At 71.2% G+C, this 23,677-nt stretch carries 26 protein-coding genes; 22 read left to right on the top strand and 4 right to left on the bottom strand.

Features of this window, described 5'->3' with window-relative positions; all coding sequences use genetic code 11:
- Nucleotides 1-5: 5 nt before the first annotated feature.
- From rpsE to truA, 15 genes are all read left to right on the top strand, one after another.
- Nucleotides 6-629, top strand: coding sequence for a 30S ribosomal protein S5 (gene rpsE, locus ABZ321_RS11095; protein ID WP_344501828.1), 624 nt, complete (start codon nucleotides 6-8; stop codon nucleotides 627-629).
- A 2-nt stretch (nucleotides 630-631) separates the two neighbouring features.
- Entirely contained in the window at nucleotides 632-814 is a 183-nt protein-coding gene (rpmD, locus tag ABZ321_RS11100) for a 50S ribosomal protein L30 (RefSeq protein ID WP_033357651.1), read from the top strand.
- 4 nt (nucleotides 815-818) lie between these two features.
- On the top strand, nucleotides 819-1,280 hold the full coding sequence (rplO, locus tag ABZ321_RS11105; protein WP_344501827.1) for a 50S ribosomal protein L15: 462 nt from the start codon (nucleotides 819-821) through the stop codon (nucleotides 1,278-1,280).
- Between the two features lie 259 nt (nucleotides 1,281-1,539).
- The gene (gene secY / locus ABZ321_RS11110) at nucleotides 1,540-2,877 is read left to right on the top strand and encodes a preprotein translocase subunit SecY (RefSeq protein ID WP_344501826.1); all 1,338 of its coding nucleotides are present in this window, start codon (nucleotides 1,540-1,542) and stop codon (nucleotides 2,875-2,877) included.
- Complete coding sequence (locus ABZ321_RS11115; protein WP_344501825.1) at nucleotides 2,877-3,530, top strand: adenylate kinase; 654 nt, start codon at nucleotides 2,877-2,879, stop codon at nucleotides 3,528-3,530. Before secY ends, ABZ321_RS11115 begins: the two co-directional genes overlap by 1 nt.
- Before the next feature lie 2 nt (nucleotides 3,531-3,532).
- On the top strand, nucleotides 3,533-4,372 hold the full coding sequence (map, locus tag ABZ321_RS11120) for a type I methionyl aminopeptidase (protein WP_354890828.1): 840 nt from the start codon (nucleotides 3,533-3,535) through the stop codon (nucleotides 4,370-4,372).
- 253 nt (nucleotides 4,373-4,625) lie between these two features.
- Nucleotides 4,626-5,147: a DUF1707 domain-containing protein gene (locus tag ABZ321_RS11125; RefSeq protein WP_344501823.1), complete on the top strand. Its 522-nt coding sequence runs from the start codon at nucleotides 4,626-4,628 to the stop codon at nucleotides 5,145-5,147.
- Between the two features lie 187 nt (nucleotides 5,148-5,334).
- Nucleotides 5,335-5,556 (top strand): translation initiation factor IF-1, encoded by a 222-nt coding sequence (gene infA, locus ABZ321_RS11130; protein WP_007073013.1) that lies wholly within the window; start codon nucleotides 5,335-5,337, stop codon nucleotides 5,554-5,556.
- Nucleotides 5,557-5,631: 75 nt separating this feature from the next.
- Nucleotides 5,632-5,748, top strand: a complete 117-nt coding sequence (rpmJ, locus tag ABZ321_RS11135) for a 50S ribosomal protein L36 (RefSeq protein ID WP_014687778.1) — start codon at nucleotides 5,632-5,634, stop codon at nucleotides 5,746-5,748.
- Nucleotides 5,749-5,929: 181 nt separating this feature from the next.
- Complete coding sequence (gene rpsM, locus ABZ321_RS11140) at nucleotides 5,930-6,310, top strand: 30S ribosomal protein S13 (RefSeq protein WP_344501822.1); 381 nt, start codon at nucleotides 5,930-5,932, stop codon at nucleotides 6,308-6,310.
- Between the two features lie 41 nt (nucleotides 6,311-6,351).
- On the top strand, nucleotides 6,352-6,762 hold the full coding sequence (gene rpsK, locus ABZ321_RS11145) for a 30S ribosomal protein S11 (protein ID WP_033357646.1): 411 nt from the start codon (nucleotides 6,352-6,354) through the stop codon (nucleotides 6,760-6,762).
- 2 nt (nucleotides 6,763-6,764) lie between these two features.
- Nucleotides 6,765-7,391 carry a 30S ribosomal protein S4 gene (rpsD, locus tag ABZ321_RS11150; RefSeq protein WP_033357645.1) on the top strand — a complete coding sequence of 209 codons (627 nt, stop codon included), beginning with the start codon at nucleotides 6,765-6,767 and terminating at the stop codon, nucleotides 7,389-7,391.
- Between the two features lie 85 nt (nucleotides 7,392-7,476).
- Entirely contained in the window at nucleotides 7,477-8,502 is a 1,026-nt protein-coding gene (locus ABZ321_RS11155; protein ID WP_033357644.1) for a DNA-directed RNA polymerase subunit alpha, read from the top strand.
- Nucleotides 8,503-8,531: 29 nt separating this feature from the next.
- On the top strand, nucleotides 8,532-9,080 hold the full coding sequence (rplQ, locus tag ABZ321_RS11160; RefSeq protein ID WP_344501821.1) for a 50S ribosomal protein L17: 549 nt from the start codon (nucleotides 8,532-8,534) through the stop codon (nucleotides 9,078-9,080).
- A 76-nt stretch (nucleotides 9,081-9,156) separates the two neighbouring features.
- The gene (gene truA / locus ABZ321_RS11165; RefSeq protein ID WP_354890938.1) at nucleotides 9,157-9,963 is read left to right on the top strand and encodes a tRNA pseudouridine(38-40) synthase TruA; all 807 of its coding nucleotides are present in this window, start codon (nucleotides 9,157-9,159) and stop codon (nucleotides 9,961-9,963) included.
- A 53-nt stretch (nucleotides 9,964-10,016) separates the two neighbouring features.
- Here truA and ABZ321_RS11170 read toward each other — a convergent pair whose 3' ends face one another.
- Complete coding sequence (locus ABZ321_RS11170) at nucleotides 10,017-12,251, bottom strand: hypothetical protein (protein WP_354890829.1); 2,235 nt, start codon at nucleotides 12,249-12,251, stop codon at nucleotides 10,017-10,019.
- A gap of 914 nt (nucleotides 12,252-13,165) precedes the next feature.
- Here ABZ321_RS11170 and ABZ321_RS11175 point away from each other — a divergent pair.
- The 4 genes from ABZ321_RS11175 to ABZ321_RS11190 are packed head-to-tail and all read left to right on the top strand — an operon-like array spanning nucleotide 13,166 to nucleotide 16,582.
- A complete protein-coding gene (locus tag ABZ321_RS11175) occupies nucleotides 13,166-13,792 on the top strand; it encodes a methyltransferase (RefSeq protein WP_354890830.1) in 627 nt (208 codons plus the stop codon).
- A gap of 3 nt (nucleotides 13,793-13,795) precedes the next feature.
- Nucleotides 13,796-15,448 (top strand): ATP-binding cassette domain-containing protein, encoded by a 1,653-nt coding sequence (locus ABZ321_RS11180; protein WP_344501818.1) that lies wholly within the window; start codon nucleotides 13,796-13,798, stop codon nucleotides 15,446-15,448.
- Between the two features lie 56 nt (nucleotides 15,449-15,504).
- Nucleotides 15,505-16,308 carry a bifunctional hydroxymethylpyrimidine kinase/phosphomethylpyrimidine kinase gene (gene thiD, locus ABZ321_RS11185; RefSeq protein WP_344501817.1) on the top strand — a complete coding sequence of 268 codons (804 nt, stop codon included), beginning with the start codon at nucleotides 15,505-15,507 and terminating at the stop codon, nucleotides 16,306-16,308.
- 28 nt (nucleotides 16,309-16,336) lie between these two features.
- A complete protein-coding gene (locus tag ABZ321_RS11190; protein ID WP_344501816.1) occupies nucleotides 16,337-16,582 on the top strand; it encodes a DUF2630 family protein in 246 nt (81 codons plus the stop codon).
- Nucleotides 16,583-16,606: 24 nt separating this feature from the next.
- Here ABZ321_RS11190 and ABZ321_RS11195 read toward each other — a convergent pair whose 3' ends face one another.
- From ABZ321_RS11195 to nirB, 3 genes are all read right to left on the bottom strand, one after another.
- Complete coding sequence (locus tag ABZ321_RS11195) at nucleotides 16,607-17,716, bottom strand: uroporphyrinogen-III synthase (RefSeq protein WP_344501815.1); 1,110 nt, start codon at nucleotides 17,714-17,716, stop codon at nucleotides 16,607-16,609.
- Nucleotides 17,717-17,834: 118 nt separating this feature from the next.
- The gene (nirD, locus tag ABZ321_RS11200) at nucleotides 17,835-18,185 is read right to left on the bottom strand and encodes a nitrite reductase small subunit NirD (protein ID WP_354890831.1); all 351 of its coding nucleotides are present in this window, start codon (nucleotides 18,183-18,185) and stop codon (nucleotides 17,835-17,837) included.
- The gene (gene nirB / locus ABZ321_RS11205; protein ID WP_344501813.1) at nucleotides 18,182-20,632 is read right to left on the bottom strand and encodes a nitrite reductase large subunit NirB; all 2,451 of its coding nucleotides are present in this window, start codon (nucleotides 20,630-20,632) and stop codon (nucleotides 18,182-18,184) included. The genes nirD and nirB overlap by 4 nt, the downstream gene beginning before the upstream one ends.
- Before the next feature lie 203 nt (nucleotides 20,633-20,835).
- On the opposite strand from nirB, the gene ABZ321_RS11210 reads away from it, so the two are divergent.
- From ABZ321_RS11210 to rplM, 3 genes are all read left to right on the top strand, one after another.
- Entirely contained in the window at nucleotides 20,836-21,546 is a 711-nt protein-coding gene (locus ABZ321_RS11210) for a hypothetical protein (protein WP_354890832.1), read from the top strand.
- A gap of 131 nt (nucleotides 21,547-21,677) precedes the next feature.
- Nucleotides 21,678-23,030: a nitrate/nitrite transporter gene (locus tag ABZ321_RS11215; RefSeq protein ID WP_344501811.1), complete on the top strand. Its 1,353-nt coding sequence runs from the start codon at nucleotides 21,678-21,680 to the stop codon at nucleotides 23,028-23,030.
- A gap of 161 nt (nucleotides 23,031-23,191) precedes the next feature.
- The gene (gene rplM, locus ABZ321_RS11220; protein WP_344501810.1) at nucleotides 23,192-23,635 is read left to right on the top strand and encodes a 50S ribosomal protein L13; all 444 of its coding nucleotides are present in this window, start codon (nucleotides 23,192-23,194) and stop codon (nucleotides 23,633-23,635) included.
- Nucleotides 23,636-23,677: the final 42 nt, after the last annotated feature.

Genomic DNA, 23,677 nt, shown 5'->3' on the forward strand with positions numbered 1-23,677 from the left:
CGTTCATGCCTGGTCCTCAGCGCAGGGGCGGCGGGTCCGGTGGGAACACCGAAGGTGGCGGCCGTCGCGAGAATCGTCGCGAAGGAGGCGGCCGCGGCAACGCGCCCGCCGAGAAGACCCCGCACCTCGAGCGGGTCGTCGCGATCAACCGTGTCGCCAAGGTCGTGAAGGGTGGTCGTCGCTTCAGCTTCACCGCCCTCGTCATCGTCGGTGACGGCGACGGCACTGTCGGCGTCGGATACGGAAAGGCCAAGGAGGTGCCCGCGGCCATCGCCAAGGGCGTCGAGGAGGCCAAGAAGCACTTCTTCAAGGTGCCGCGGATCGCGGCCTCGATCCCGCACCCGGTGATCGGCGAGGACGCCGCTGGCGTCGTGCTGCTCAAGCCGGCCTCCGCCGGTACCGGCGTCATCGCCGGTGGCCCGGTGCGTGCCGTCCTGGAGTGCGCGGGCATCCACGACGTGCTCTCCAAGAGCCTCGGCTCCTCGAACGCGATCAACATCGTCCACGCGACGGTGGCGGCGCTGAAGAAGCTCGAGGCGCCGGAGGCCGTGGCCGCCCGTCGCGGTCTGCCGGTCGAGGACGTCGCTCCGGCGGCCATGCTGGCCCAGCGGGCCGGGGTCGGTGCATGACCATGGCGCGCCTGAAGGTCACCCAGATCCGGTCCGAGATCGGCACCAAGCAGAACCAGCGGGACACGCTGCGTTCGCTCGGTCTGAAGCGGATCCGCGACGTCGTCGTCAAGGAAGACCGTCCGGAGATCCGCGGCATGATCCACACCGTGACGCACCTGGTCACCGTGGAAGAGGTGGAGTAATCCGATGACGATCAAACTGCACCACCTGCGGCCCGCCCCGGGCGCCAAGACCGCGAAGACCCGTGTCGGTCGCGGTGAGGGCTCCAAGGGCAAGACCGCCGGTCGTGGCACCAAGGGCTCCAAGGCCCGCAAGAACATCTCGGCGGCGTTCGAGGGCGGGCAGATGCCCCTCCACATGCGCCTGCCGAAGCTCAAGGGCTTCAAGAACCGCAACCGCATCGAGTTCCAGGTCGTGAACCTGGCCCGCCTCGCGGAGCTGTTCCCGAAGGGCGGCACCATCGGGGTCGACGAGCTCGTCGACGCCGGCGCCGTCCGTAAGGGCGAGCTGGTCAAGGTCCTCGGCGACGGGGAGCTCGGCGGCGTGAAGCTGCAGGTCAGTGCGCACAAGTTCAGTGCGACGGCCAAGGAGAAGCTGGAAGCAGCGGGCGGCTCCGCCACGCTGCTCGGCGGCTCCGCAGCGGAGTAGAGAACGCGCTACCGTGGCGTCCACCGGAGCATCTTTGGTGGGCGCCACGCGGTGCCTCAAGGACAGTCGGAGCACCACCCATAGGACCACCTGAAAAGCTGAGGGATCGCCGGGGCGTGATGTGCTGCGGGCATCCTGTTAGAGTCCGTTGCGCAGTAACACGCTCTGCTCAGCCGTTCAGTCGCACCACCCGCACCAAACGCACCACCAGGACCCCACCTCGTCGGCCGACTGGCCGCCTTGCGCAGGAGGAAGAACGTTGCTCTCCGCCTTTGCCAGCGCGTTTCGCACGCCTGACCTGCGCAACAAAATCCTGTTCACATTGCTGATGATCGCGCTCTACCGGGTGGGTGCCACGCTCCCCAGCCCCGGTGTGTCGTTCGGCAATGTGCAGAAGTGCCTCGACATCGTCGAGAGCGGTGACAGCAGCAACGTCGCGACGCTGCTCAACCTGTTCTCCGGTGGCGCGCTGCTGCAACTTTCAGTCTTCGCGCTCGGCATCATGCCGTACATCACCGCGAGCATCATCCTGCAGCTGCTGACGGTCGTGATCCCGCGCCTGGAGCAGCTGCGCAAGGAAGGCCAGTCCGGCCAGGCGAAGATCACCCAGTACACGCGCTACCTCACCCTCGGGCTCGGCGTGCTGCAGGCCTCGGCGATCGTCGCCCTGGCGCGGTCCGGCCAGCTCTTCAACGGCGCGTGCGACCAGACGCAGTTCCCGGTCATCCCGGACACCGGCAAGATCCCGCTGTGGCTGACGCTCACCGTGCTGGTCATCACGATGACCGCCGGCACCGGCATGGTCATGTGGTTCGGCGAGCTGGTCACGGACCGCGGCGTCGGCAACGGCATGTCCGTCCTGATCTTCACCTCGATCGCCGCCCGGCTCCCCAACGAGGGCCTCTCGATCTTCCAGGACGACAAGACCACGTTCTTCGTCATCGTGGGCCTCGCGGTCGTCGTCATCGCCTTCGTGGTCTTCCTGGAGCAGGCCCAGCGTCGCATCCCGGTGCAATACGCGAAGCGCATGATCGGCCGCCGCATGTACGGCGGGACGTCGACCTACATCCCGCTGAAGGTCAACCAGGCGGGTGTCATCCCGGTCATCTTCGCCTCGTCGCTGCTCTACCTGCCCGACCTGATCACCAGGTTCGCCGGGTCGGACACGACCAACAAGACCGTCCTGTGGATCCAGCGCAACATCGTCGCCCAGGACAAGCCGGCGCACATCATCCTCTACTTCATGTTGATCATCTTCTTCACGTACTTCTACGTGTCGATCACGTTCAACCCCACTGAGGTCGCGGACAACATGCGCAAGTACGGCGGGTTCGTCCCCGGTATCCGGCCGGGCAAGCCGACCGCCGAGTATCTCGACTTCATCCTCAGCCGCATCACCCTCCCCGGCGCGCTCTACCTGGGCATCATCTCGATCCTGCCCAACCTGCTCATCGGGGTCGTCGGTGGCGGACAGGCTCTGCAGAACTTCCCGTTCGGCGGCACCGCAGTGCTCATTATTGTTGGTGTGGGCCTCGAAACGGTGAAGCAGATCGAGAGCCAGCTCATGCAGCGCAACTACGAAGGGTTCCTCCGGTAGTGAGGCTGGTGCTGGTAGGTCCCCCCGGGGCGGGCAAGGGGACCCAGGCCGAGTTCATCGCCGCGCACCTCGCCGTGCCCAAAATCTCCACGGGGGACATCTTCCGGGCCAACGTCGGGCAGGGCACCCCGCTCGGCGTCGAGGCGAAGCGCTACATGGACGCCGGCCAGCTCGTCCCCGACGAGGTCACCATCAACATGGTGTCCGACCGCCTGTCGGAGGGCGATGCGGCCGACGGCTTCCTCCTCGACGGCTTCCCGCGCACCGTCCCGCAGGCCAACGCCCTCGACAAGCTCCTCGCCGACCTCGGCACCGGGCTCGACATCGTGCTCGAGCTCGTCGTGGAGAACGAAGAGGTCATCCGGCGGCTCTCCGGCCGCCGGACCTGCCGTGGCTGCGGCAAGATCTGGCACGTCGAGTTCGACGCGCCGACCCACGAGGGCGTGTGCGACCGCTGCGGCGGCGAGCTCTTCCAGCGCGACGACGACAAGGCCGAGACGATCGCCGAGCGGCTAAAGGTCTACGCCCGGGACACCTCGCCCCTCGTCGACTACTACGGCGCGCAGGGCAAGCTGGTGGGCATCGACGCCACCGGACCGGTCGAGGACATCACGGTCCGCGCGATCGATGCCCTGCGCTCCTACGGCGGCTGACCGTGGCGCACCAGGTCGAGATCGAGCTCAAGACCCCCGAGCAGGTCGGCCACATGCGGCGCGCGGGCCTGGTCGTCGCCGACGCCCTGGCCCGCATGCGGGCCGCGGTGGCGCCCGGCGTCAGCACCGCCGACCTGGACGCGATCGCGGAGGAGACGATCCGGGCCGCCGGCGCCATCCCGTCCTTCAAGGGCTACCACGGCTACCCGGCCTCGATCTGCTCCTCGGTCAACGACCAGGTCGTCCACGCCATCCCCAGCGCCCGCCAGGTGCTGCGCGCCGGCGACCTGATCTCGATCGACTGCGGCGCCGAGCTGGACGGCTGGCACGGCGACGCGGCTATCACGGTCGGCGTCGGCGAGATCAGCAACGACCTGCGCCGCCTGGTCACCGTCGCCGAGGACGCGATGTGGGCCGGCATCGCCGCCGCCGCCCGCGGCGTCCGCTCCGGCAAGGGCCGCCTCACGGACATCTCTTTCGCGATCCAGTCCGCCGTCCGCAAGGCCGGCCGCTACGGCATCGTCGACGGCTACGGCGGCCACGGCATCGGCAGCGCCATGCACCAGGACCCGTTCGTGGAGAACTCCGGCCGCCCCGGCAAGGGCCCCGCGCTGCGCCCCGGCATGGCCCTCGCCATCGAGCCGATGATCACGAAGGGCAAGCCGAAGGTCGCCGAGCTCGACGACGGCTGGACCGTGGTGACGGTCGACGGCTCCGTCGCCGCCCACGTCGAGCACACGATGGCCATCTGCGACGACGGCGTCTGGGTCCTCACCGCCCCCGACGGCGGCAGGTCCCGCCTCGGCGAGCTCGTCACCGCCCGCCAGCAGGTCAACGCCTAGCTCATCGCCATGCGGCGACCCCGGTCCTTCGGAAGGGGTCAGCGCGACGCACAGCCGATCCCTCATGGCGTTGGTGCTCTTTCATGATCCGCGGGACTTCTTATCGCCAGGGCGGCACAAAGTCCTCCGGATCACGGAAACGGGGCGGACGGGAAGGGTGAGCGGCAGTCGTACCGTGGCGGGCCAGGGTGGAAGAACGGCGTGCGCGGATGGGATGCTTCTTGCGGGGAACGCGACTCGGGGAGGGTGGCAAATGGCGGTGGACCGGCGGGAGCACCTGCGCGCGGCCGACGTCGACCGGCAGTTCGTGGCGGAGCGGCTCAAGGCCGCGGTCGACGAGGGCCGGCTGTCACTCGGCGAGTACGACGAGCGGCTGAAGGACACCTACGCCGCGCGGACCTATGGCGACCTCGACGTGATCCTCAGCGACCTGCCCGGCTTCCGCCCCGTGGACAGCGGCGCGGTGGCGCCCGCGAGCGGGTATGCGTCGGCGCCCGCGCCGGCCGAGCCCGAGGCCAGGGCGCAGTTCGGGCGGCAGCCGCACTGGCTGCTCGGGATCTGGAGCGGCTGGCTGATCGCGGTCACCGTCAACGTCGTGATCTGGGCGCTGGTCAGCATCTCCAAGGGCGACGCGGTGTACTTCTGGCCGATGTGGGTCGCCGGGCCGCTCGGTGCGGTGCTGCTCGCGACGTCGGTGAGCACCTATCTCGCGGGCGGGCCGGACGCCGCGCGGGAGCTGAAGCGGGAGCGCAGGCGGCAGCGGCGCGGGGGTTGAGACCCCGATTTGGTGCATCGCGCTCACCGCGCGTAGACTCGTCCATTGGCGCAAAGCGTCCACTCAGGCATGCCCCCACGCGCTTCTAGTGGTAGGCCTGAGCCGCGGCTGGCGCGGGTCCTCCAACAGGGCTCGTGAAAAGGATGCAAGCGTCGACACCCAACCCGATCGTCAGGTAGCGGAGGACATGCCGAAGAAAGACGGGGCCATCGAGATCGAGGGCCGAGTGATCGAGCCACTCCCGAACGCAATGTTCCGGGTGGAGCTCGCCAATGGCCACAAGGTCTTGGCGCACATCAGCGGGAAGATGCGGCAGCACTACATCCGCATCCTGCCCGAGGACCGAGTGGTCGTCGAGCTGTCGCCTTATGACCTGACTCGCGGGCGCATCGTCTACCGCTACAAGTAAATCGGTGTCGGTTCCCAGGAAACGGTCGGGACTGTCGCTCCCATGTAGGGGTGCGCAGCGAGAGTTAGGCAAACCGTGAAGGTCAAGCCGAGCGTCAAGCGGATCTGCAACAACTGCCGGATCATCCGGCGGCATGGCCGGGTCATGGTCATCTGCAGCACTGACCCGCGCCACAAGCAGCGCCAGGGCTGAGTCCCGGCGTCGCCAGATCCACGGCACCACCATGTTTTAGCCCGTTCCAGCCCCGGGCCACCGCGCGCGACGCGTGCGGAGCGCGTGGGCTGCACCCCCGGTCGGAGGCCGGGGCCCGTCTGTGGGCAGACGGGAGTGGAGCGGGCTCAGACCTCCGCACACGCAAGGAGCACGCCCACCTATGGCACGTCTCGTTGGTGTCGATCTCCCGCGCGAGAAGCGCACCGAGATCGCACTCACCTACATCTATGGCATCGGGCGCACCCGATCCATCGAGCTGCTCGCCGCCACCGGTATCGACGGCAACAAGCGGGCTCGTGACCTCACCGATGAAGAGATCGTGCAGCTGCGCGACTACATCGAGCAGAACTTCAAGGTCGAGGGCGACCTGCGCCGCGAGGTCGCCGCGGACATCCGCCGCAAGGTCGAGATCGGCTGCTACCAGGGCATCCGGCACCGCAAGGGCCTGCCCGTGCGCGGTCAGCGCACCCGGACCAACGCCCGCACCCGCAAGGGTCCGAAGCGCACGGTCGCCGGCAAGAAGAAGCCGGGCAAGAAGTAGTAGCTGGTCGGTAGAGAAAACAATCTAGGAGCGCATAGAGAATGCCGCCGAAGGCTCGCGCCGGCGCGACCGCTGTCAAGAAGGTCCGGCGCAAGGAACGCAAGAACGTCGCCCACGGGCAGGCGCACATCAAGAGCACCTTCAACAACACCATCGTGTCGATCACCGACCCGACCGGTGCTGTCATCTCCTGGGCCTCCGCCGGCCAGGTGGGCTTCAAGGGCTCGCGCAAGTCGACCCCGTTCGCCGCGCAGCTGGCCGCCGAGGCCGCCGCTCGCCGCGCGATGGAGCACGGCATGCGCAAGGTCGACGTGTTCGTCAAGGGCCCCGGCTCCGGCCGGGAGACCGCGATCCGCTCCCTTCAGGCCGTGGGCCTCGAGGTCGGGCAGATCAGTGACGTCACGCCGCAGCCGCACAACGGTTGCCGTCCGCCGAAGCGCAGGAGGGTCTGACGATGGCTCGTTACACCGGGGCTGACTGCCGCCGCTGCCGTCGCGAGAAGATGAAGCTGTTCCTCAAGGGCAGCAAGTGCGATGGGCCGAAGTGCCCGTTCGAGTCGCGCCCCTTCCCGCCCGGCCAGCACGGCCGCGGTCGCCCGAAGGAGACCGAGTACCTGCTCCAGCTGCGCGAGAAGCAGAAGGCCCGCCGCATCTACGGCGTCCTCGAGCGGCAGTTCGCCGGCTACTTCGACGAGGCTGTGGCCAAGCCCGGCAAGACCGGTGAGGAGCTGCTCAAGATCCTCGAGTCGCGCCTCGACAACGTGGTCTACCGCGCCGGCCTCGCCACCTCGCGTGACGCGGCCCGCCAGCTGGTGAGCCACGGCCACATCCAGGTCAACGGCAAGAAGGTCGACATCCCGTCGTACCGGCTGCGCGAGCACGACATCGTGCAGGTGCGGCAGAAGTCGCGGGAGCTCACCCCGTTCCAGATCGCGCAGGGCCTCGCGGGCAGCAAGACCGTCCCGGCGTGGCTCGAGTTCATCCCCAGCGAGCTCAAGGTCCTGGTGCACAGCCTGCCCGCGCGGCAGGTCATCGACACCCAGGTCCAGGAGCAGCTGATCGTCGAGCTCTACAGCAAGTAGTTGTGTTGTGGGGGCGGGGCGATCACGCTCCGCCCTCTCGGAGCGCGTCAAATAGCGGGCGCGCAACGAACTGGAGGAACCGCAAGTGCTCATCTCCCAGCGTCCGAGCCTCGCCGAAGAGTCGATCAGCGAGACCCGGTCAAAGTTCACCATCGAGCCGCTCGAGCCCGGCTTCGGCTACACCCTCGGCAACTCGCTGCGTCGCACCCTGCTCAGCTCCATCCCGGGTGCCGCGGTGACCAGCATCAAGATCGACGGTGTGCTCCACGAGTTCACCACGATCCCCGGTGTCAAAGAGGACGTCGTCGAGCTCGTCATGAACGTCAAGGAGCTGTGCGTCAGCTCCGAGCACGACGAGCCGGTCTCGATGTACCTGCGCAAGCAGGGCCCCGGTGACGTCACGGCGGGCGACATCCAGCCCCCGGCCGGCGTCTCCGTGCACAACCCCGACCTGAAGCTGGCCACGCTCAACGGCAAGGGCCGGCTCGACATGGAGCTGACCGTGGAGCGGGGTCGCGGCTACGTGACCGCGAACCAGAACAAGCAGCAGGGCCAGGAGATCGGTCGTATCCCGATCGACTCCATCTACTCCCCGGTGCTGAAGGTCACGTACCGCGTCGAGGCCACCCGCGTCGAGCAGCGCACCGACTTCGACCGGCTCATCATCGACGTCGAGACCAAGGCGTCGCTGACCCCCCGCACCGCGCTGGCCTCCGCCGGCTCCACCCTCGTCGAGCTCTTCGGCCTGGCCCGTGAGCTGGATGAGACCGCAGAAGGCATCGACATCGGCCCGTCGCCGCAGGACGCGCAGCTCGCTGCCGACCTGGCACTGCCGATCGAGGAGCTCGACCTCACCGTCCGCTCGTACAACTGCCTCAAGCGCGAGGGCATCAACTCCGTCGGGGAGCTGATCAGCCGCACGGAAGCAGACCTCCTCGATATAAGGAATTTCGGTCAGAAGTCGATCGACGAGGTCAAGATGAAGCTCGCCGGGATGGGTCTGGGTCTCAAGGACTCCGCCCCGACGTTCGACCCGGCACACGTCGTGGACTCGTTCGCCGATGTTTCCTACGACGACACCGACGACTACCGCGAGACCGAGCAGCTCTAACCGGCTGCTGTTCGATTTGAGGAGCCCCAATGCCCACGCCCACCAAGGGTCCCCGCCTCGGCGGCAGCCCCGCGCATGAAAAGCTGATGCTGGCGAACCTCGCCACGTCGCTGTTCAAGCACGGTCGCATCCAGACCACCGAGACGAAGGCCAAGCGGCTTCGCCCGCTCGCCGAGCAGCTCATCACCAAGGCCAAGCGCGGCGATCTGCACGCGCGCCGTCAAGCGCTCGCCGTGGTGCGCGACAAGGACGTGGTGTTCCAGCTGTTCGACCAGATCGCGCCGCGGTTCGCCACCCGGCCGGGTGGCTACACCCGGATCGTGAAGACCGGCCCGCGCAAGGGTGACGCCGCTCCCATGGCGATCATCGAGCTGGTCGAGGAGCTCGAGGTCGCCGCCGCGCCGGCGCCGCGCAAGGCCGCCGCCCGGAAGGCCGCCAAGGCCGACTCGATCGCGGTCCTGGCCGGCGAGGACACCGACGAGGCCCCCGCGGCCGCGTCGGCGACCGCCTCCGACGAGGCCGCCACGGCGGAGTCGACGGACGAGCCGGCCGCGGACGAGGACGAGAAGAAGGCCTGACCACAGGCCTGAAATCGACGGCCCGGCACCCCGCGCGACGGGGTGCCGGGCTGGTTCTTTTGGAGGGTGTGCGTTGATCCGTGTCCGCCTCGACGTGGCGTACGACGGGACCGACTTCTCCGGCTGGGCGGTCCAGCCGACCCGCCGCACCGTCGCCGGCGAGCTGACCACGGTCCTGACCCGCCTGTTCGGCACGGTCGAAGGGCTGACGGTCGCGGGCCGCACCGACGCCGGGGTCCACGCCACCGGCCAGGTCTGCCACGTCGACGTCCCCGACGAGCGCTGGGCGGCCCTGTCGTCCATGCTGCTGCGCAAGCTCGCCGGCCTGCTCCCGCTCGACGTGCGCGTCCACGCGGCCGCGGAGGTCCCACCGGAGTTCGACGCCCGCTTCTCGGCCCTGTCGCGCCGGTACGAGTACCGCGTCACCGACGCCGTGGCGGGCGCCGAGCCGCTGCGCCGGCACGACACGGTGGCCTGGCCCCGGCCGCTGGACCTCGACGCCCTGAACGCCGCCGCCGCCGGCCTGGTCGGCGAGCACGACTTCGCGGCCTTCTGCCGCCGCAAGGAACACGCCACGACGATCCGGGCCGTCAACCGCCTCGACTGGCGCCGCGACCCGGACGGCATCCTTGTGGCGACCGTCCAGGCCGACGCGTTCTGCCAGCAGATGGTGCGCAGCCTCGTCGGCGCCCAGCTCTTCGTGGGCGACGGCCGCCGCGACCCCTCGTGGCCCGCCGGGCTGCTCAGCCGGAGGATCCGCGCCGACGAGGTGACGGTCGCGCCGGCGCACGGCCTGGCACTGGTCGAGGTCAGGTACCCCGACGACCCTTCGGAGCTCCGCCTGCGCTCGGAGCAGACCCGCCGCCGCCGCGACGCCGACTGACCGGTGATCCAGTGGCGGATCCGGCCGCCATGACGACCGGATCCGCTACCTGATCAAGACGGAGGCGGGACCGAGCCGGGGAGGGACGCGGCGGGGGTGGCTTCCGGCTGGATGATGGCCCGGTTGCCGATGATGCCGTTCTCCAGGTAGGTCTCGACGATGTCGTACGTGATCTGGTTGGGGTACGGGTCGTCGGGCGCGAAGTCCTTGCCGTCGACCCTGGCGATCACGACGAACGCGATGAAGTGCCCCCGGTAGTTCCAGCCGAGCTGGGTAGGGGCGCGGACGATCGCGTCGGTGCCGGTGCCCGCCCCGACGCTCATCCCGGCGAAGCGGCCCTTCTGGCCGTCGACGATGGGTTTGACGCCCTCGAACGCGGTGGCGGCGGACTTCTCGGTGTCGAGGTTGAAGATGCCAGCGGTGATCAGGTACTCCTCGTTGGGCGACTTCATCGTCGCCCGCACGACCTCGGAGCAGCCGGCGCCGGCGAGCAGGGTCGCCAGCTGGTCGGTGGCCGCGGTCTTGCAGTCGGGGGAGGCCTGCGTCTTCAGGATCAGGTACGGCGGCTCGTCCGGCACCGCGATGATGTTGTTCTGCGGGAAGACCTCGGCCTCGGTCAGCGGGTTGGGGTCGACCTGCCGGCTGCTGATGTCGCGCTTCTTCGGGCCGGCGTTGGCGGTCGAGCGGGCCGACTCGGGGCCGTTCTTCTCGTCCTTGAAGATGAACCAGGAGCCCAGGCCGCACGCGCCGAGCAGCACGATCACGCCGATGACGCTGAGCGCGGCGATCCAGCGGTGCGGGCGGTGCTCGCCGCCGCGGGCCGGCTCGGCCTTGGTGGTGCGGCCGCCGCCGGGGCGCCGGCTGTCGGGGCGGTCCGCGGGCCGGTTGCCGGGTGGCTCCCGTAGCGCCCGCTTGGTGCCGCCGGTGGTGTACTCGCCCGTCCCGCGGGCCGAGCCGCCGCCTGGACGCCCGCGGCGGCCGGTGCCCGACGGCTCGTCGAACGGCAGGCCGTCGTCGAGCGGGCGGCGCTGGTGGGGTGCCTCGTCGGCGCCGGGGCGGCGGCGGGTCGCGGTGCCGCTCGCCTCGAACGCGGCGCTCGCCGGTTCGTAGCCGTTGCCGGTCCGGTCGAAGCCGGGGCCGGTGGGCTCGAAGCCGCGCCGCCGGGCGGTGCCGGTGTCGTCCCGCCTGTCGTCGCGCCTGTCGTCGCGCCGCAGTGGCATGTCGTCGAACCCGCGCCCCCGCACGCCGGTGTCGTCACGGCGGAGCCCGGACGTGTCGTCCCGCCGGAGCCCGGAGGTCTCGTCACGGCGGAGGCCGGAGGTCTCGTCACGCCGGAGGCCGGACGTGTCGTCCCGCCGGAGCCCGGAGGTGTCGTCGCGGCGGAGGCCGGAGGTGTCGTCGCGGTCCGCGCCGGAGGGGGCGCCGGTGTAGAAGCCGCCGCGGCGGCCGGTGCCGGTGCCTGGCTCGGTGGAGCCGGGGCCGTAGCCCGACCCGGTGGAGGGGCCGCCGACGAACCCGGGGCCAGAGCGTTGCCGGCCGACGCCGGGCTCGGGGCCCGCTGGCTCGAAGCCACCGCGCTCCCGCCGGGCCGTGCCGGTGTCGTCGCGCCGGAACGCGGCGGGGTCCTCGGCACCGCGGGACCGCCGGCCAGGGCCAGTCTCCGTTGCGGCGGCGGCTGGTGTACCGGTGTCGAACCCACGGCGCCCCGACGTCGTCTCGGGGCCGGCGTCGCGGCCCCGCCGCCCGGCCGTCGGGCTCTCCGCGCCCCCACCGGCCCCGCCGGCGGCGCGGCGGCCGGTGCTGTCGGGGTCGTCGAACCGGCGGCGGGCGCCCGTCGGCGAGTCGGCCTCCTCCGCGGCGCGCCGGGCCCGGCGGCCACCACCCGAGCCGCTGGTCGGGCTGCCCGGGGGGCCGCTGACAGGGCCGCGGGAGCCGCCTGAGCCGCTGGTGGGGCTGCTGTCGGGGCGCATCGTCGGGAAGATCGGCACGAGCGGTGGCGGCTCGGTCGAGGTCCCCGGCGGCGTGTAGTCCGCGAGGGGCTTGATGATCGGCTCGAGGGCGGGCCCGTGCGCGTACGACTCCGAAGGGCGACCTTCCGCGGCGCGCCGGCCGGCGGGCTCGTCGTCGGTGCGCGCCCGGCGGCGGCCGCCGCGCGGCTCGGTGGTCTCCACGGGCGGTGGCGGCTCGATCGCGGCGCGTGCCGGCGGTGGCACGGTGGCGGGCCTGGGGAACACCCCGCTCGGCGAGTCGCCGCGCCCGGCCCGCGGCTCGGCGGGCTCGTCACGCACCGGCCGGAACGCTCCACCGGCCGAGTCGTCACGCAACGGCCGGAACGACGTCGGCTCGTCCCGCGGCCCCCGGAACGACCCGCTGGGCGAGTCTTCGCGGGGCGCCCGGAAGGACCCGCTGGGCGAGTCTTCGCGGGGGGAACGGAAGGACCCGCTGGGCGAGTCTTCGCGGGGGGAACGGAAGGACCCGCTGGGCGGGTCTTCGCGGGGGGAACGGCCCGGGCCGCCGGCGGAGTCGCGCGGCGCGCGGAAGGAGCCGCTGGGCGGGTCTTCGCGAGGTGCCCGGAACGACCCGCTAGGCGAGTCTTCGCGAGGAGCGCGGAAGGAACCGCTGGGGGAGTCGTCGCCCGGCGCCCGGCGCCGGCCGCCCTCCGGGACCCGGGGCCCGGCCGGCGGCGGCACGGCAGAGGCCCGGAACACCCCGCTGGGTGAGCCGTCGCGGGGGGAACGGCCCGGCCCCCCGGCGGCGTCGCGCGGCCCCCGGAACGACCCGCTGGGCGAGTCGTCACGCGGCGCTCGGAAGGATCCGCTGGGCGAGTCGTCACGGGGAGCGCGGAACGACCCGCTCGGCGAATCGTCCGGACGCGAACGACCACCCCGTCCTCCGCCGCGGAGATCGTCGAAGGCCGGCTCGTCGTACGACGGCGGTGGCGGCGCCGTGAACGGGTCGGGTCCGCTGCCGCGGAGACCGGCCAACCAGTTGTCGGCCTCGTCCGCCTCGTCCCGGCGGAACGAGTCGGAGCGCCGCTTCCGGCGCTGCTCGTTCCCAGAAGTCATGTCGCACAGGGTAGCCGAGACTCCTGGGAGGTGGCGTGTCGGCGATGTTTCGCACTATCCGAACGAGTGGGCCGCGAGCAGGGGCGTTCACCTCCTTGGGGACAATGCGTTGCGTCACCGGTCGAAGGAGGGGCATCGTGTCCGGCGAGCACTACTTCACCGCGGAGCCGGCGGCCGCCGAAACCCGGCACGCCGTCGAGTTCACCATCGACGACCAGGAGTTTCGCCTGGTGGCGTCGGCCGGGGTGTTCTCCGCGAACCGCCTGGACCCGGGCACCGCCGTGCTGCTGCAGCGCGCCCCGCTGCCGGACGCGGCGGAGACCGGGCCGCTGCTGGACCTCGGCTGCGGGTACGGCCCGATCGCCGCGGTCCTGTCCCGCAACGCGCCGCGGGCGACGATCTACGCCGTCGACGTCAACCAGCGGGCCCTGGAACTCGCGCGGGAGAACACGGGCCCGAACGTGGTCACCGCGCTGCCCGGCGACGTGCCGGACAGTGTCGGGTTCACGCAGATCTGGTCCAACCCGCCGATCCGGATCGGCAAGCCGGAGCTGCACGCGCTGCTGCTGCGCTGGCTGCCCCGGCTGGCCCCGGACGGCGTCGCGTGGCTGGTCGTGGCCAAGAACCTCGGCGCCGACTCGCTCCAGCGGTGGCTGGAGGAGCAGGGGTTCAGCGCCGCCCGGCACGCCAACCACAAGGGCTTCCGGATCTTCGAAGTCAGAAAAGCGGGCGACGGACCGGCGGACGCGGCGCAGAATTCCTGACTCGTGGGATACGTGGACGTGGCAGGGGTCGGGCACACGCTCGCGGACGGTCGTGAGCTGTTCGCCGAGGTGTCGTTCAGGGTCGGTGAGGGCGCCAAGGTCGCGCTCGTCGGGCCGAACGGCGCGGGCAAGACGACGCTGCTGAAGATGGTGGCCGGTGACCTGCCGGTGCGGACCGGCGCGATCGCGCGCTCCGGCGGGCTCGGCGTGATGCGCCAGTTCATCGGCATGATCGGCGACGACCGCACCCTGTACGACCTGGCGCTGCAGCTCGCCCCGGACGGCCTCAGGAAGGCGGGGGAGCGGCTGCACGCCGCCGAGGTCGCCATGCACGCCGAGGGCACCGAGAAGGCGCAGCTGCGGTACGCGAACGCGCTCGCCGCGTGGGGTGAGGCCGGCGGGTACGACGCCGAGGTCCTCTTCGACACGGTGAGTGTCGCCGCGTTGAACAAGCCGTGGGACGAGACCCGGGACCGGCCGGTGCGGACCCTGTCCGGCGGGCAGCAGAAGCGGTTCGCCCTGGAGCTGCTGCTGCGCGGCGACGACGAGGTGCTGCTGCTCGACGAGCCCGACAACTTCCTGGACGTGCCGGGGAAGCGCTGGCTGGAGGATCGGCTGCGCGAGTCGGCGAAGTCCGTCCTGTACGTGTCGCACGACCGTGAGCTGCTCGCCAGGTCCGCGGACCGGGTCGTCGCGGTCGAGGGCGGCTCGGCGTGGGTGCATCCGGGTGGGTTCGCCTCGTGGCACGAGGCGCGGGTCGCCCGGCACGAGCGCCTCGACGAGCTGCGCCGCCGCTGGGACGAGGAGCACCAGAAGCTCAAGGACCTGGTCCTCATGTACAAGACGAAGGCCGCCTACAACGACGGGCTCGCCTCGCGGTATCAGGCGGCGCAGACGCGGCTGAAGAAGTTCGAGGAGGCGGGCCCGCCGCCGACCCCGCCGAAGGACCAGGACATCCGCATGCGGCTGTCGGGCGGGCGCACCGGCAAACGCGCCGTCATGTGCGAGCAGCTCGAGCTGGACGGCCTGACGTACCCGTTCGACCTGGAGATCTGGTACGGCGACCGGGTCGCGGTCCTCGGCGGCAACGGCACCGGCAAGTCGCACTTCCTGCGGCTGCTCGCCCGCGGCGGCACCGACCCGGACCCGACGCAGACCCCGATCGGCGTGCAGATCGCGCCGGTCGCGCACGGCGGGCAGGTGCGGCTCGGCGCGCGGGTGCGCCCGGGCCACTTCTCGCAGACGCACGACCGTCCGGAGCTGCTCGACAAGACGCTCGTGGAGATCCTCTGGCGGGGCGACGACTGGCGGACCGGGCTGCCGCGGCCGCAGGCGATGCCGGCGCTGTCACGGTACGAGCTGGCGGCGCAGGCCGACCAGCGCTTCGGCACCCTGTCCGGCGGCCAGCAGGCCAGGTTCCTGGTGCTGCTGCTGGAGCTGTCCGGGGCGACGCTGCTGCTGCTCGACGAGCCGACGGACAACCTGGACCTGGCCAGCGCCGAGGCCCTGGAGGAGGGGCTGCGCACCTTCGACGGGACGGTGATCGCCGTGACGCACGACCGCTGGTTCAGCCGGTCGTTCGACCGGTTCGTGCTGTTCCGGGCCGACGGTGAGGTCGTAGAGGTGCCGGAGCCGGTGTGGGAGGGGCGCGGCTGACGTCCTGACGGACGCGTTGTCCGTGGCGCTGCGTCACCGCGTGCTCACATAGCCCGGTGAATCCCTCTGTTGTGCTCACCGTCGGCGCGTCCGACTCGTCCGGTGGTTCCGGAATACAGGCTGACCTGCGCACCCTCGCCGCGATGCGGATGCACGGGGCGTCGGTCGTGACGGCGGTGGTGTCGCGGAACACGCGCGGCACCACCGATGTGTTCCCCCAGCCGACGACCGTGGTGTCGGGGCAGCTCGGCAGCGTCCTGGAGGACCTGCCGGTCGCGGCGGTCAAGACCGGCATGTTCCCCAACCCGGAGACGGCGGTCGCGGTCGCCGCGAGGGCCCGGTCGGGCGCGCTGCCGAACCTCGTCGTCGACCCGGTCCTGGAGGCGGCCGGCGGCGGGTCCAGGAGGGGTCTCGCCGCGGCGGTGGAGCGGCTCCTGCCGCACGCGCTGGTCGCCACCCCCAACCGGGAGGAGGCGTCGCTGCTGGTCGGCTGGGAGGTCGTGACGCCCGCCGACATGGCGAAGGCGGCGGCGCAGCTGTCGTCGGGGGGTCCGCGGTACGTGGTGATCACCGGGGGTGACTTCGTCACCGGCGACGACGCGGTCGACATGATGTGGGCCGACGGCGCGGCGCGGCTGCTGCACAGCCCGCGGGTCGCCAGCCGCAACACCGACGGCTCCGGCGCGACGTTCGCGACGGCGGTCGCGGCGCGGCTCGCCATGGGTGACGACCCGGTCGAGGCGGTCACCTGGTCGAAGGGGTTCGTCGGCAGGGCGATCAGCGACGCCGCGGACTGGCGGATCGGCGCCGGCACCGGACCCATCGACCAGTTCGGGTGGTCGTCACTCACCCTCCGCTGACGCCGGCGCGACCGGGCATGATGACGGGATGGACGAGAAGACGTTGATCCACCAGATCTCGGCGCTTGTGGACGACGAGCACAAGCTGAGGACCCAGCTGCAGGCGGGCAAGATCTCCGAGGACGAGGAGCACGAGCGGCTCCGCGCCATCGAGGAGCAGCTCGACCAGCTGTGGGACCTGCTGCGCCGCCGCCGGGCGGCGAAGCTGCAGGGTGTCGCCCCCGACGAGGTCGAGCCGCACGCGGTCGACGAGGTCGAGCACTACCTGCAGTAGCGGTGCCGTCGCCGGCCGCCTGCCTCAGTCGATGCGGAGGCGGTAGCCGCGCTTGACGACCGTCTGCACGAACGCGGGGCCGCCGAGGGCGGCACGCAGGCGGGCGACGGCCATCTCGACGGCGTGCTCGTCGGCGCCGCGGGGCAGCTCACGCAGCAGCGCTGCCCGGGACAGGACCCGCCCGGGCGACGCGGCGAGCGCCCGCAGCACCGCCATGGGGCCGGGGGCGAGCGGCTTCAGCGTGCCGTCGATGATCGCGGCGTGCCCGCGCAGCGTGACCGCGGCACCCGCGACGTGCAGCGTCGGGGCGCGCTTGGGCAGCTCGTCGACGAGGATGCGCACGAGCGCGCCCAGGCGGGCCCGCTGCGGCGCCGCCACGGGCACGCCGAGGCGTTGCAGCGGCGCGGCGGTGACCGGGCCCACGCACGCGGCCAGGACGTCGGTCCGCAGCGCCTCCAGGACGTCGGGGGCGTCGGGGCCGGCCACCCGCAGCAGCGAGCTGACGGCGGGCGCGGACGTGAACGTGACCGAGTCGACCAGCCGCGAGCAGATCAGGTCGACGAGCCGCCGCAGCGGCGCGGGGTCGACGGGCGGGGCCCACCGGTACACCGGGATCTCCACCACGATCGCCCCGGCGTCGCGCAACGCGGTCGTGAACTCGGGGTGCGGCTCACCGTGCAGCTGCAGCGCGATCCGCCGGCCCGCGATCCCGCCCGGGAACCCGCCGCCGAGGAGGAAGTCGAGGACCTCGTCGCAGCTCTCCGTCTCCGGGGACCAGGCCTCGAGCATGCCGGCGGCGCGGACGGCACCCTTCGCCTTCGGGCCGCGGGCGATGAGGAACGCGTCGTTGAGCCGGGCCCGCAGCGACTCGGCGAGCCCCCAGCCCTCGGCGGCCTCTAACCAGCCGCGCAGCCCGATGCCGGTCGTCGCGATCACGATCTCCGGCGCGACGTCGACGCAGGACACGGTCGCGGCCTTCAGCTCGGTGTCGTCGGCGACCGGCACGATCCGCAGCGCTGGCGCGAGCACGACCCGGGCGCCGCGGCGCTCCAGCAGGGCGCTGAGCTCGTCGCGCCGCCGGTCGGCGGTCACCGCGACCGTGAACCCGGCGAGGGGCAGGTCCTCACCCGACATCGGCTTGGCCTCCAAAACGCTGGCCGCGCTCATTCCGTCACCTCCGCTGGCGCTCCGGCGCCGGCCTGAGCCGACACTGCGCCCATGGTTCGCGGTCCTCCGCTGCGCTCCGGCCCGCTCACGTAACGGCCTCGGCCGCCGCCAGCTCGACCGCGGCCACTTCGACGAGGCCGTCGCGGACGCGCACCGGGTAGACGGGCACCCGTACCCCCGGCTGGTCGAGGCACTCGCCGCTGCGCAGGTCGAACGCCTGCTTGTGCATCGGCGACGCGACCGTCGGCACGTCGCCACGGCTGCCGACGATCCCGCGGGACAGCACCGCGGCGCCGCTGATCGGGTCGAGGTTGCCGATCGCGTGCACGTCACCGTCGTACGTGCGGAACAGCGCCACCTGCGCCCCGTCGACCAGCGCGGCGACGCCACGCTCCGGCTCCAGGCGGGGGAAGGGGCACACGACGGTCCACTTCATGAGCGCACTCCAAGGACGACAGGGACGGGCTGGCCGCGTTCGGAAGCGAACGTGATCGTCGGGTCGGGGGTGTCCGGCGCGTTGACGAACGACACGAACCGGGCGAGCCGCTCAGGGTCGCCGATCGTCGCCCGCCACTCGTCGACGTAGGACCCGACGTGGTGCGCCATCATCGATTCGAGCTCGCCGGCGATGCCGAGGGAGTCCTCGACGATGACGGCCTTCAGGTAGTCCAGGCCGCCGTCCATCGCCTCGATCCACGCCGACGTGCGCTGCAGCCGGTCGGCGGTGCGGATGTAGAACATCAGGAACCGGTCGACGAGCCGGATCAGCTCCTCGGTGGTGAGGTCGCCCGCGATCAGGTCGGCGTGGCGGGGCCGGAAGCCGCCGTTGCCGCCGACGTACAGGTTCCAGCCGTTGTCGGTGGCGATGATGCCGAAGTCCTTGCCCTTCGCCTCCGCGCACTCCCGCGCGCAGCCCGACACGGCCGACTTCAGCTTGTGCGGCGCGCGCAGCCCGCGGTACCGCAGCTCCAGCTCGACGGCGAGCCCGACGGAGTCCTGCACGCCGTACCGGCACCAGGTCGACCCGACGCACGACTTCACGGTCCGCAGCGCCTTGCCGTAGGCGTGCCCGGACTCGAAGCCGGCGGCGACGAGCCGGTGCCAGATCGCCGGCAGCTGCTCGACGCGGGCGCCGAGCAGGTCGATGCGCTGCCCGCCGGTGATCTTCGTGTACAGGTTGAAGTCGCGGGCGACCTCGCCGATGACGATCAGCTTGTCGGGGGTGATCTCCCCGCCGGGGATCCGCGGGATCACCGAGTAGGTGCCGTTGCGCTGGATGTTGGCCAGGAAGTGGTCGTTGGTGTCCTGCAGCGCCGCCTGCTCGCCGTCCAGGACGTAGTCGTTGTGCAGCGACGCGAGGATCGAGGCGACCGTCGGCTTGCAGATGTCGCAGCCGCGCCCCGTGCCGTGCTCGGCGACGAGCTGCGAGAACGTGCGGATGCCGCGGACCCGGATGATGTCGAAGAGCTCCGCCCGCGACTGGGTGAAGTGCTCGCACAGCGCCTTGCTGGGCGCGACGCCGCCCTCGGCGAGCAGCTGCTTCAGCAGCGGCACGCACGAGCCGCAGCTGGTGCCGGCGCGGGTGCACGCCTTCAACTCCGCCACGTCGGTGCAGCCCTGCTCGTGGATCGCCGTGGTGATCTGGCCCTTGGTGACGGCGTTGCAGGAGCAGATCTGCGCGTCCTCGGACAGCGCCGCGCGGGGCGCGTCACCGGCGAGCAGCGCGAGGGGCGACGCGGGCAGCGGGCCGCCGACGCTGGCCCGCAGCGCCGGGTACGAGCCGGCGTCGCCGACGAGGATGCCGCCGAGCAGTGTCTGCGCGTCGTCGGACAGGATCAGCTTCGCGTACGTGCCGCTCGCCGGGTCGAGGTAGACGACGTCGAGCAGGTCGGTGCGCAGCGCGTCGCCGAAGCTGGCGACGTCGACGCCGAGCAGCTTCAGCTTCGTCGACGTGTCCGCGCCCGGGAACGACGCCTCGCCGCCGAGGAGCCGGTCCGCGACGACCTCCGCCATCGCGTAGCCGGGGGCGACGAGGCCGTAACAGCGGCCGTCGATCTCGGCGCACTCGCCGATCGCGTACACCGCCGGGTCCTCGGTGCGGCAGGCCTCGTCGACGACGATCCCGCCGCGCGCCCCCGTCGGGAGGCCCATCGTGCGGGCCAGCTCGTCGCGCGGCCGGATGCCGGCCGCCACCACGACGATGTCGGCCGGGATGTGCGCCCCGTCGGACAGGGTCAGCGCGAGCGTCGCGTTGACCGTCTGGGTCTGGCGGATCGCGGTGGTCGCCGCGCCCAGGTGCACCCGGACGCCGAGGTCCTCCACGTACTTGCGCAGGACCGCGCCGCCGGCCTCGTCGACCTGCACCGGCATCAGCCGCGGCGCGAACTCGATCACGTGCGTGCGCAGGCCCAGCAGGCGCAGCGCGTTCGCCGCCTCCAGGCCGAGCAGGCCACCGCCGATGACCGCGCCGACCTCGCGACCCTGGGCGTGCGCCCGGATCGCCTCCAGGTCGTCGAGGGTGCGGTAGACGAAGACGCCCGGCTGGTCGACGCCGGTGATCGGCGGCACGAACGCCGACGAGCCCGTCGCCAGGACCAGCGCGTCGTACTCGTACATGGCCCGCGCGGTGGTGACCTTGCGGGCGGCCCGGTCGATCGCCAGGGCCGGCTCGCCGAGGTGCAGGTCGACGCCGTCCGGCACGTCGTAGGTGAGCTCCTCGGCGGACACGCCGTCGAAGAACGCCGACAGCCGCACCCGGTCGTACGCGGAACGGCTCTCCTCGGCGAGAACCGTGATCTCCCAGGCGTTCCCGGTGTCCCGGGCGCGGAGCGCCTCCAGGAACCTGTTCCCGACCATGCCGTGACCGACAACGACGACCTTCATGGCCAAAAGGCTGACGCCGGGCGGTTTCGCTCCAGGGTCCCAAATGTTTCGCGCCTGCTAAGAGCGCCTCACTAGAGCGTTGAGCAGGACGTTACGGCGCAGCCACAGCCTGGTGAAGGTTGTGCCAGATCGTCCCACGGTACGGTTCGACGATCTGCTCGCGGGGGTAGACAGTAACGGACCCCAATATGAGGAGGAACCAGATGCGCTCGACCGCCAAGGTCACCATCGTGGCCATGACGGCGCTGGGCGTCGGGCTCGCCGGCTGCAGCGGCGAAGCCGGCACCCCCGGCGCCGGTGCCAGCGGCAAGACCTCGGCCGGTGCCTCGGCGGGGGCTCCGGGCGGCTCGGCCGGCGCCACGTCCGGCACCCCCGGCGGCACGTCCGGGACCGGCGTCGCGGCGCCGTGCCTCGTCGGCACCTGGAAGGCGACCGGGCTCGACGGCAAGCTCAGCGGACCCGTCACCGGGACCTTCACCGGCGGCGGCGGCACCACGCTGACCGTCGACAGCGCCGGCAAGGCCCAGGTCGACTTCGGCGCCATGAAGCCGGTCACCTTCGCGTTCACCGTCTCCGGCGGCGACGTCAAGGGCAGCTTCGGCTACGGCGGCAAGGTCAACGGCACCGTCAAGACCCCGTCGGCGGCGACCGGCACGTGGGAGCCCGTCGGCACCGTCGACTTCAGCACCCTCACTGTCACCGTCGACCTGACCAGCCCCGCCGCGGTCCGGGTGGCCGACAAGACCTCCATCGCCGACTTCGCCGGCACCGGCACCGCGGACACCGGCGGCGCCGTCGACGCCCAGCCCGTCCTGAAGAAGAGCAGCTACGACTGCTCGGGCGGCACCACCCTGAAGCTCGGCCCGCCGCAGGGCGGCCCGGACACCGGCACCTGGATCTTCACCAAGGCCTAGCAGCCGATCTCTGCTCCGCGGGCGGCCGTCCGGTTCTCACAACCGGGCGGCCGCCGACGTGGGGGAAACGTTTCGGTCAGGACAAGAAGCGGTGCGCGCGACCGAAACGTGGCGTCCTTAACTTCCGCGTCATGACTCTCGCCGTGGAAACCACCGAGCCTGGCGCACAGCCCCCGGCCCCCCGCCGCGGCGGCCGCTGGATCAGCGACTGGCGGCCAGAAGACCGCACCTTCTGGGAGGACGGCGGCGCGAAGATCGCGCGGCGCAACCTCATCGTCTCCATCCTGTCGGAGCACATCGGCTTCTCCATCTGGAGCCTGTGGTCGGTCTTCGTGCTCTTCCTCGGCCCGAAGTACGGCTTCGACCCGGCCCAGAAATTCCTGCTCACCAGCGCCCCGACGCTCGTCGGCGCGGTGCTGCGGCTGCCCTACACGTTCGCCGTCGCCACCTTCGGCGGCCGCAACTGGACCATCTTCAGCGCCCTCATGCTGCTGGTGCCGAGCATCCTGGCCGGCATCATCCTGGAGCCTGGCGTCTCCTTCACCACCCTGCTGATCGTGGCGTCCGTCGCCGGCGTCGGCGGCGGCAACTTCGCCTCCTCGATGGCCAACATCAACGCCTTCTACCCGCAGCGGCTGAAGGGCTGGGCGCTCGGCATCAACGCCGGCGGCGGCAACATCGGCGTCCCCGCCGTCCAGCTCGTTGGCCTGCTCGTCCTCGCGACCGCCGGCGCCGGTCACCCGCGCCTCATCATCCTGATCTACCTGCCGCTCATCGTGATCGCGGCGACCCTCGCGGCGCTGTACATGGACAACCTCGCGCACGCCGCGAACGACCGGCGGGCCATGCGTGACGTGATCAAGGACCGCCACGCGTGGATCATGTCACTGCTGTACATCGGCACGTTCGGCTCGTTCATCGGCTTCGGCTTCGCGTTCGGCCAGGTGCTCCTCGTGCAGTTCAAGTCCGACTTCGACACCCCGGTGAAGGCGGCCTACCTCACATTCCTCGGCCCGCTGCTCGGCTCGCTCATCCGCCCCGTCGGCGGCCTCCTCGCCGACCGCTTCGGCGGCGCCAGGATCACCTTCTGGAACTTCGTCGGCATGGCCCTCGGCGCCACCCTGGTGCTCACCGCGTCGCGGCAGCACTCCCTGCCGCTGTTCCTGACCGGGTTCATCGCGCTGTTCGTCTTCAGCGGCATCGGCAACGGGTCGACCTACAAGATGATCCCGGCGATCTTCCGCGCCAAGTACCCCACGGACGAGAACCAGTCCCGGCGGCTCGCCACCGCGCTCATCGGCGTCGCCGGCGCGATCGGCGCGGCCGGGGGCGTGCTGGTCAACCTCGCGTTCCGGCAGTCGTTCCTCGCGTACAAGACCGGTGACGGTGCGTACATCGCCTTCCTCGCCTTCTACGCCGTCTGCTTCGCCGTCACCTGGTTCGTCTACCTCCGCAGGTCACCCGGCAGGCTCGAGGGGGTCTGAGGCCGTTTTGACTCGCACAACAGCGGCCCGGTATCGTGGACCGCTGTTGTGCGATGACAAGGCGTCCCCACTGTTCGGGTACGCTAGGTGGTCGTGCGCCCCTTTAGCGCCGCCATGAGAGCGCACCCCAGAACCGACGACGTGGAAGACAAGGTAGACCTGTGGGTACGTACAGCCCGAAGCCGGGTGAAATCGAGCGCGTGTGGCACGTGATCGACGCGTCGGACGTAGTGCTCGGCCGCCTGGCCACGCACGCCGCCACGCTGCTGCGCGGTAAGCACAAGCCGACGTTCGCCCCGCACGTTGACACCGGCGACTTCGTCATCGTGATCAACGCCGGCAAGGTGGCGCTGACCGGCAACAAGCGGCAGACCAAGGTCGCCTACCGCCACTCGGGTTTCCCGGGTGGGCTCAAGAAGGTGGGCTACGAGGAGCTGCTGACCAAGAACCCGGAGCGGGCGATCGAGCTGGCCGTCAAGGGCATGCTCCCGCACAACCGCCTCGGCGCCCGGCAGATCCGGAAGCTGAAGGTCTACGCGGGCGCCGAGCACCCGCACGCCGCGCAGCTGCCCCAGCCGTTCGAGATCAAGCAGATCGCGCAGTGAGCGCGGACGAAGGACTGAGCGTGACCGACGAGACCGTCGAGA

The organism is Dactylosporangium sp. NPDC006015, assembly GCF_040614215.1.
Taxonomy (GTDB): Bacteria; Actinomycetota; Actinomycetes; order Mycobacteriales; family Micromonosporaceae; genus Dactylosporangium; species Dactylosporangium maewongense.